The sequence below is a fragment of the Litorivivens sp. genome, from assembly GCF_041625495.1.
Lineage (GTDB): Bacteria > Pseudomonadota > Gammaproteobacteria > Pseudomonadales > Spongiibacteraceae > Litorivivens.
The window spans coordinates 1-5969 of the sequence record NZ_JBFJTH010000200.1 but is presented as its reverse complement, the minus strand read 5'-3'; the positions used below and the strand labels follow the sequence as shown (position 1 = coordinate 5969).

The 5969-nt window shown below is 55.6% G+C and carries 3 protein-coding genes and 1 pseudogene; 1 reads left to right on the top strand and 3 read right to left on the bottom strand.

Annotated elements, in window-relative coordinates; translation table 11 throughout:
• Positions 1 to 795, top strand: a 795-nt coding sequence (locus ABYP39_RS16735; protein WP_372783703.1) for a TauD/TfdA dioxygenase family protein, incomplete at its 5' end; no start/stop codon positions are given.
• Between the two features lie 315 nt (positions 796 to 1110).
• Here the strand turns inward: ABYP39_RS16735 and ABYP39_RS16730 are convergent.
• From ABYP39_RS16730 to ABYP39_RS16720, 3 genes and pseudogenes are all read right to left on the bottom strand, one after another.
• Positions 1111 to 4239 carry an error-prone DNA polymerase gene (locus tag ABYP39_RS16730; protein ID WP_372783701.1) on the bottom strand — a complete coding sequence of 1043 codons (3129 nt, stop codon included), beginning with the start codon at positions 4237 to 4239 and terminating at the stop codon, positions 1111 to 1113.
• The gene (locus ABYP39_RS16725; protein WP_372783699.1) at positions 4239 to 5708 is read right to left on the bottom strand and encodes a DNA polymerase Y family protein; all 1470 of its coding nucleotides are present in this window, start codon (positions 5706 to 5708) and stop codon (positions 4239 to 4241) included. The genes ABYP39_RS16730 and ABYP39_RS16725 overlap by 1 nt, the downstream gene beginning before the upstream one ends.
• Positions 5708 to 5969, bottom strand: a pseudogene (locus ABYP39_RS16720) (hypothetical protein); the annotation flags it as partial. The gene ABYP39_RS16725 and the pseudogene ABYP39_RS16720, both read right to left, overlap by 1 nt.

Sequence of the window (5969 nt, the reverse complement as noted above, 5' to 3'; positions counted from 1 at the left end):
CTAGAGCATGGCATGCTGCTGATTCGCGGTGCCAACGCCAACCCACAAACCCAGATCGGTTTCAGCAAACTTTTTGGTGAGCTGGAAGCTCACCCCCTCAAAACTATTCGCAGCGGCGACTATCCTGAGCTGATGGAGCTTAACAGCGAAGACAGCCGCACCAATCCAGTGGCGGTTTGGGATGGTGAAGAATGGGTTGGGCGATTGGGGTGGCATAAGGATCTTATCTATACTGCAAAACCCAATCGCGGCGCGATTTTGCGAGCGGTAAAACTGCCAGAAGTTGATGGTCAGACTGGCTATGCGGATCAGGCCAAGGCCTATGATGCCTTAAGTGATGAGATGAAAGCGCGCATCGATTCGATGAAGGTGGTTTATCGCTTTGAAGTTAATCTCTACAACATGCCGTTTCTGGATACCTCTGGTTACATAGCAGGCCCCGGTGCGCCGCAAAAACCTGCTGATGTGGGTTTTCCCGACTTCCCAGATTCACGCTATCCGCTGGTGCTGACTCACCCGGAAACCGGCCGTAAGATCTTGAATATCTGTCCGATGTTTCTGGAGTGTATTGATGGGTTGGACAAAGCTGAGAGCGATGCGCTGTTGCATGAGTTGGTAGCGCATGTTACTCGGCCGGAGTTTGCCTACCTTCATGCCTGGCAAGAAGGGGATATGATTTTGTGGGATAACTGGCGTTTTATGCACTCGGCGCCAGGAGTGAAACCCGGTGCCAAACGGTTGATTCATCGCACGACGATTCTAGGAGATGTGGTGTTGGGCGAGGCGATTGCTTGATGTTGGCCATTCTGGCTATGTAGAACGGCCTTTCCAAATGTTTTATTTTGGCTTTAGTTTCGCTCTGCTTGGCGACCTACTTCTTTTTGCATGCCCCAAAAAAAGTAGGTAAGAAAAAGAGCCCCGTTTCGGCGCCCTTCAGGTTCCCTGCAATGCTCGATCAACACCGGTCGCTGCGCAACTCGACCTTCGCGGCTGTCGCCGCTGCGGGGCTCGAGCAGTGCTCGCTCTGCTCCAGTGTTGTTCTGCGTTTCTCGGCGCCTTCAAAAGGGGGGCTATCGGATGAATTTGTGGCCGCGTGAATAACGTAAAATGTTAATGAAAATCATGCGATGCCACCTCCAGTGCTAATTCCTGCGTCGCATTTTCAATATGCAAAGCCACCACATGAATCACTGGTGGTGTAGAAAACCCTTCGCGTTTTGGTGGGTCTGCCCGCTGCAGCAAGCCCTTCACGATTAGCAGACGACCACCAAGAATCGCCTGGCGACACTGTTCCTGTACTTGCTTCCACACAACGATATTGCTGTTGCCGGTTTCATCTTCCAGTGTAATAAACAGTACCCCCGAGGCCGTGCCAGGGCGTTGACGGCAGGTTACCAAACCCGCAATGCGAATAAACTGGCCATCGCGGATGCTGTTGAGCTCTTCTGCTTTACGGCAGGTTTTAAAGCGCGAACGCTCGCGCAATAGAGCCAGCGGGTGGCGTCGCAGACTGAGGCGGCTGAAGGCGTAGTCAGCCCGAACATCCGAAATCTCTGAGGGTGAAGGCAGTATTATGTTGTCATCCAGATCCTGTTCGGCGGGCAGGAAAGCGTGATGTTGTTCACTGGCGCTTACCTGCCACTGACTCTGGTGGCGGTGCAGCTTGAAACTGGCGAATACATCGGCGCGGGTAAGGGCGTGGCGCTCTTGCTTATTCAGTGCAACGCGCGCCAGAAAATCTGCCAGTGAGGCGTACTTGCTATCGCGACGGCCCTCGATAATGCGTGTCGCCGCTGACAGGTTGAATCCTTTGACCTGGCGCAGCCCCAGCCGCAGTTTGGGTTGGCTGGCGTGAATGTCTTCCAGTGTGTAATCCCAGTGACTGTGGTTGACGCAGTAGGGAAGCACAGTAACGCCATGCCGCTGGGCATCCTGTAACAACTGTGAGGGGCTGTAAAAACCCATTGGCTGGCTGTTTAGCAGGCCGGCAAAAAACGCAGCAGGGTGATGGCGTTTGAGCCATGCCGAGGCGTAGGCCAGCAAGGCAAAGCTGGCGGAATGGGATTCTGGAAATCCGTAGGCGCCAAAGCCTTTCATCTGATTGAACAGGCGCTCAGCAAACGCCTCGCCATAGCCGTTAGAAATCATGCCTGCGACCAGCTTTTCCCGAAAGGTGTCGAGCTTGCCGTTACGTCCCCAGGTGGCCATGGCCCGACGCAGCTGATCCGCTTCGCCGCCAGTGAATCCGGCAGCCACCATGGCGAGCTGGATAACCTGTTCCTGAAAAATGGGTATGCCCAGGGTGCGTCCGAGTACTTTCTCAACGGCTTCGTTTTCATAGCTCACTTGTTCCAGCCCCTGCCGTCGTAGTAAGTAGGGGTTGACCATGTCGCCTTGAATAGGGCCGGGGCGAACGATGGCGATTTGGATGACCAGATCGTAGAAACAGCGCGGCGCCAGTCGTGGCAGCATGGTCATCTGCGCGCGAGATTCAATCTGGAAAACACCAACGCTGTCAGCCTGGCAGAGCATGTCGTAGGTGGCTGGGTCTTCGGCGGGAATGTCCTGCAGGGTGAATTCCCTGTTCTGTTGCTGGCTGATCAGGGCGAGGCTTTTACGAATGCTGCTGAGCATGCCGAGGGCGAGAATATCTACCTTCATCAGTTGCATGGCTTCGAGGTCTTCCTTGTCCCATTGAATAATAGTGCGCTCGGCCATGGCTGCGTTTTCCAGCGGTACGATACCCGCCAGTGGCTCGCGGCCGATAACGAACCCGCCCACGTGCTGGGACAGGTGCCGGGGAAAGCCGTAAAGCTGCTGCACCAGTTCGTAAAAATGCGCTGCGGTCTGGCCTTGTAGGCCCAATTCCTGTAGCCGCTGTAACAGTGCCTCACGCTTGTCCCACCAGGCCAAGGATTTACCAAGCTGGGTAATCATGGCTTCGTCGAACCCCAGAGCCTTGCCCACGTCGCGTACGGCGCTGCGCATCTGGTAAGTGATTACAGTGGCAGCGAGAGCAGCGCGGTCGCGGCCGTATTTTCGGTAGATATACTGAATGACTTCTTCGCGTCGCTCGTGCTCGAAGTCTACATCGATATCAGGTGCTTCATCGCGTTCTTTGGAAATGAAGCGTTCAAACAACAGTTGTCCGCGCGACGGGTCTACCTCGGTGATATGCAGGCAATAACACACTGCTGAGTTAGCTGCCGAACCCCGTCCCTGGCAGAGAATATTCTGACTGCGGGCAAATTGGACAATGTCATACACAGTCAGAAAATAATGCTCGTAGCTCAGTTCACTGATCAGACTCAGTTCATGTTCGATCAGGCGATTAACGGTGTCGGGAATTCCTCGGGGCCAGCGCTTGTGGGCGCCAGCCTCGGTTAGCTCACGCAGAAATTCAGCAGCTGTTTTACCAGCGGGCACCACTTCATCCGGATACTGGTAGCTAAGTTCGCTGAGCGAAAAATGGCAGCGCCTGGCGATGTCTGCGCTTTCTTCGAGCAAGGCTGGTGGGTAGAGCGATGAGAGGGTTTTGAGGTCGCGCAGATAGTTTTCACTGTTTGCATTGACGTGACTGCCGAGTAAGGCCAGCGGGGTGTTCAGGCGAATAGCACTGAGAATGTCATGCAATGGTTTGCGCTGGCGCTGGTGCATCAGGATGCCACCGCAGGCGGTCATAGGGAGGTTCCAGTCGTTTGCCAGCGCATGACAGCGCTGGTAAAACAATTGCTCGCCCTGGCGGTGTAGACGCTGAAAGCCGATCCATAGGCGGTCGTTGAAAAGGTTCTTCAGTGATTCTGCATAAGCTGTATGTTCGGTGAAATCTTTTTCGTTATACGGCAATAGCCAGAGAGCAAAGCAGTGGCGGATGCGTTGGGTAAGATCTTTCAGTGACAGGCGGTAGCTGCCTTTTTCGCTGTTCAGCCGTGCCTGGGTGATCAAACCTGATAGTTCAATATAGGCGCGCTTATTGGGGCAAAGTAATACCAGGTGGAGACCTTCTTCCAGGTGGAACTCTGATCCGACAATTAGTTTTAGTTGTCGCTCATTGGCGGCAATATTCGCTCGCACGATGCCGGCCAGGGAGCATTCGTCGGTGATGGCCAGTGCCTCGTAGCCCAATTCGGCGGCGCGTTCTACCAGCTCTCGGGCGTGGGACGCGCTGCGCAAAAAGGAAAAGTTACTCAAGCAGTGCAGTTCTGCGTAGTGTATCTGTGTTGAGTGTGCGGTGTTCATCAACCAAACCAGCCGTGCAGATACCAGTGTTGATGAAGACAGTCACGAAATATCCAGCACAGGCTATGTTTGCAGGTGCGGGCAATGTAATAGTCTCTGGCGTGACGCTGTCGCCACCACTGGTTATCGAGCCGCTCGGGCCCCTGCAGAATCTCCAGTGTTCCCTGCCAGCAGGGTTGGCCATTTTTTTCCTGCAACCGAAGGGGCTTCTCCAGTAACCAGAGGGGACGCCGGGTCTCTGTCGATCTGTCAGTGGTTGTTTGGCCAGCGGTCTTGCTGGTTGGCGGCGGGTGAATCGCTGCCTGTTCCGGCAGATGAGCGCTATGTAGTGCTGGCTGCTGCAGCGCGGCGGTACCGAGGCGGGCTCGGAGTTTATCGAGCACGGCGACGTAGCGGGTGTGGCGCTCGTGATCAAACGGACTGGAGTGGGGAAAGAGATCATTGCTGTGTTGCTGTACCGCGTCAAAATGGTTGCAGCGCAGGGCCAGTGAGTCTACCGGGCCGGACAGTTCGAACTTTTCCAACTGCAACAGCACAAGTGCCAGTAGAGCGCGGCGGTCGAAATGGGTATGTGACACAGGCATGTGCAGTTCGCTGTGTTGGCCGTCGCAATAGTAAAACTGCCAGTGCAGTTCGCGGCAGACCCACTGCTTGAGCTGCAGGTAGTGGCCGAGCTCATCGAGTAGTCCGGCAGCGGGAAAGCGCAGCTCTTCACTGCGATTGAGTTCGCCGTTGAACTGACGTTCACTGAAAAATTTGTCTGGAGGTTGATAGTAGGGTCTTGGGTCGGGCTGCTGACCGTAGAGCTTTTCCAGCATCAGACTGAAATCTTTGCCAAGACGGCGGCTCAGGGCTGTGCGGGGCAGCTGGTGGACTTCGCCAAGTGTATTCAACCCCAGTGTCAGCAGTTGTTCCTTTTGGCGCAGGTCGCAAGGTAGTCGATGGCAGGGTTGGTTATTCAGTAAAGTGGTGACTGCACGTTGGTTAAGTTGGCCATCAGATGTCAGCAGCGTTTCTGGTGCCGTGTCATCGAAGCTGAGCAGGCTGGCGGCCAGGGGCGTATGAGCGAGGCCGTAGCAGGCCGGGATACGCCGTTTGCGAAAGCCCCAGCGCAGGCGTTTGAAAATCTTTTCAAAACCGTCAAACAGTTTCAGAGAGCCACTCAGTTCCAATAACAGGCTGTCGGGTTGAGCAATGCTGACCTCAGGTGTAAAGCGATAAGCCCAGAGTGCCAGTTGGTTCAGGCGTTCTGTCATCCGCTCCGGATTGGCAGCACGGCATTGCAGGGCGGGGCAGAGCGTGCGCGCAGAGGCTAGCGACTGGCCTACGCGTACCCCGGCGGCAAAAGCCTCGCGGTTGACCTCTTCGATATGATGCTGGGCCAGTAGAGCCTGAGGGCCGGATTGTCTTTCGTCGGCGGCGAGAGGTTGATCCAGCAGCAGCTGGGGAAAGCGTATGCAAAGCCACATCAACGCAATTCCAATAGGCGTGGCCCCGGTTGTCGGCGATGGCCACGATGGGCAAGGCGCAAACGCGTTTTCTGTAGCGAGCGCTTGTGTGCAACAGAGCGGCGTGGCACCGGCCATTGTTCAGGGCTCTGTTGGCGGTGTAGTAGAAAGGCATCGCGGGTAAGGGCTATCTGTTGACCGGCCGGGCCGCCGCTCTGCTTTAGCAGCTCCACATGCAATTGTTCTGTGCTGGCGGCAAGCACCAGGCGCAGGGGGGCGGGG

Bases quoted from the DNA above. Each gene is read 5' to 3' on its own strand.
- ABYP39_RS16730 (WP_372783701.1), bottom strand. From the start codon at position 4,239: ATGAACACCGCACACTCAACACAGATACACTACGCAGAACTGCACTGC.
- ABYP39_RS16725 (WP_372783699.1), bottom strand. From the start codon at position 5,708: ATGTGGCTTTGCATACGCTTTCCCCAGCTGCTGCTGGATCAACCTCTC.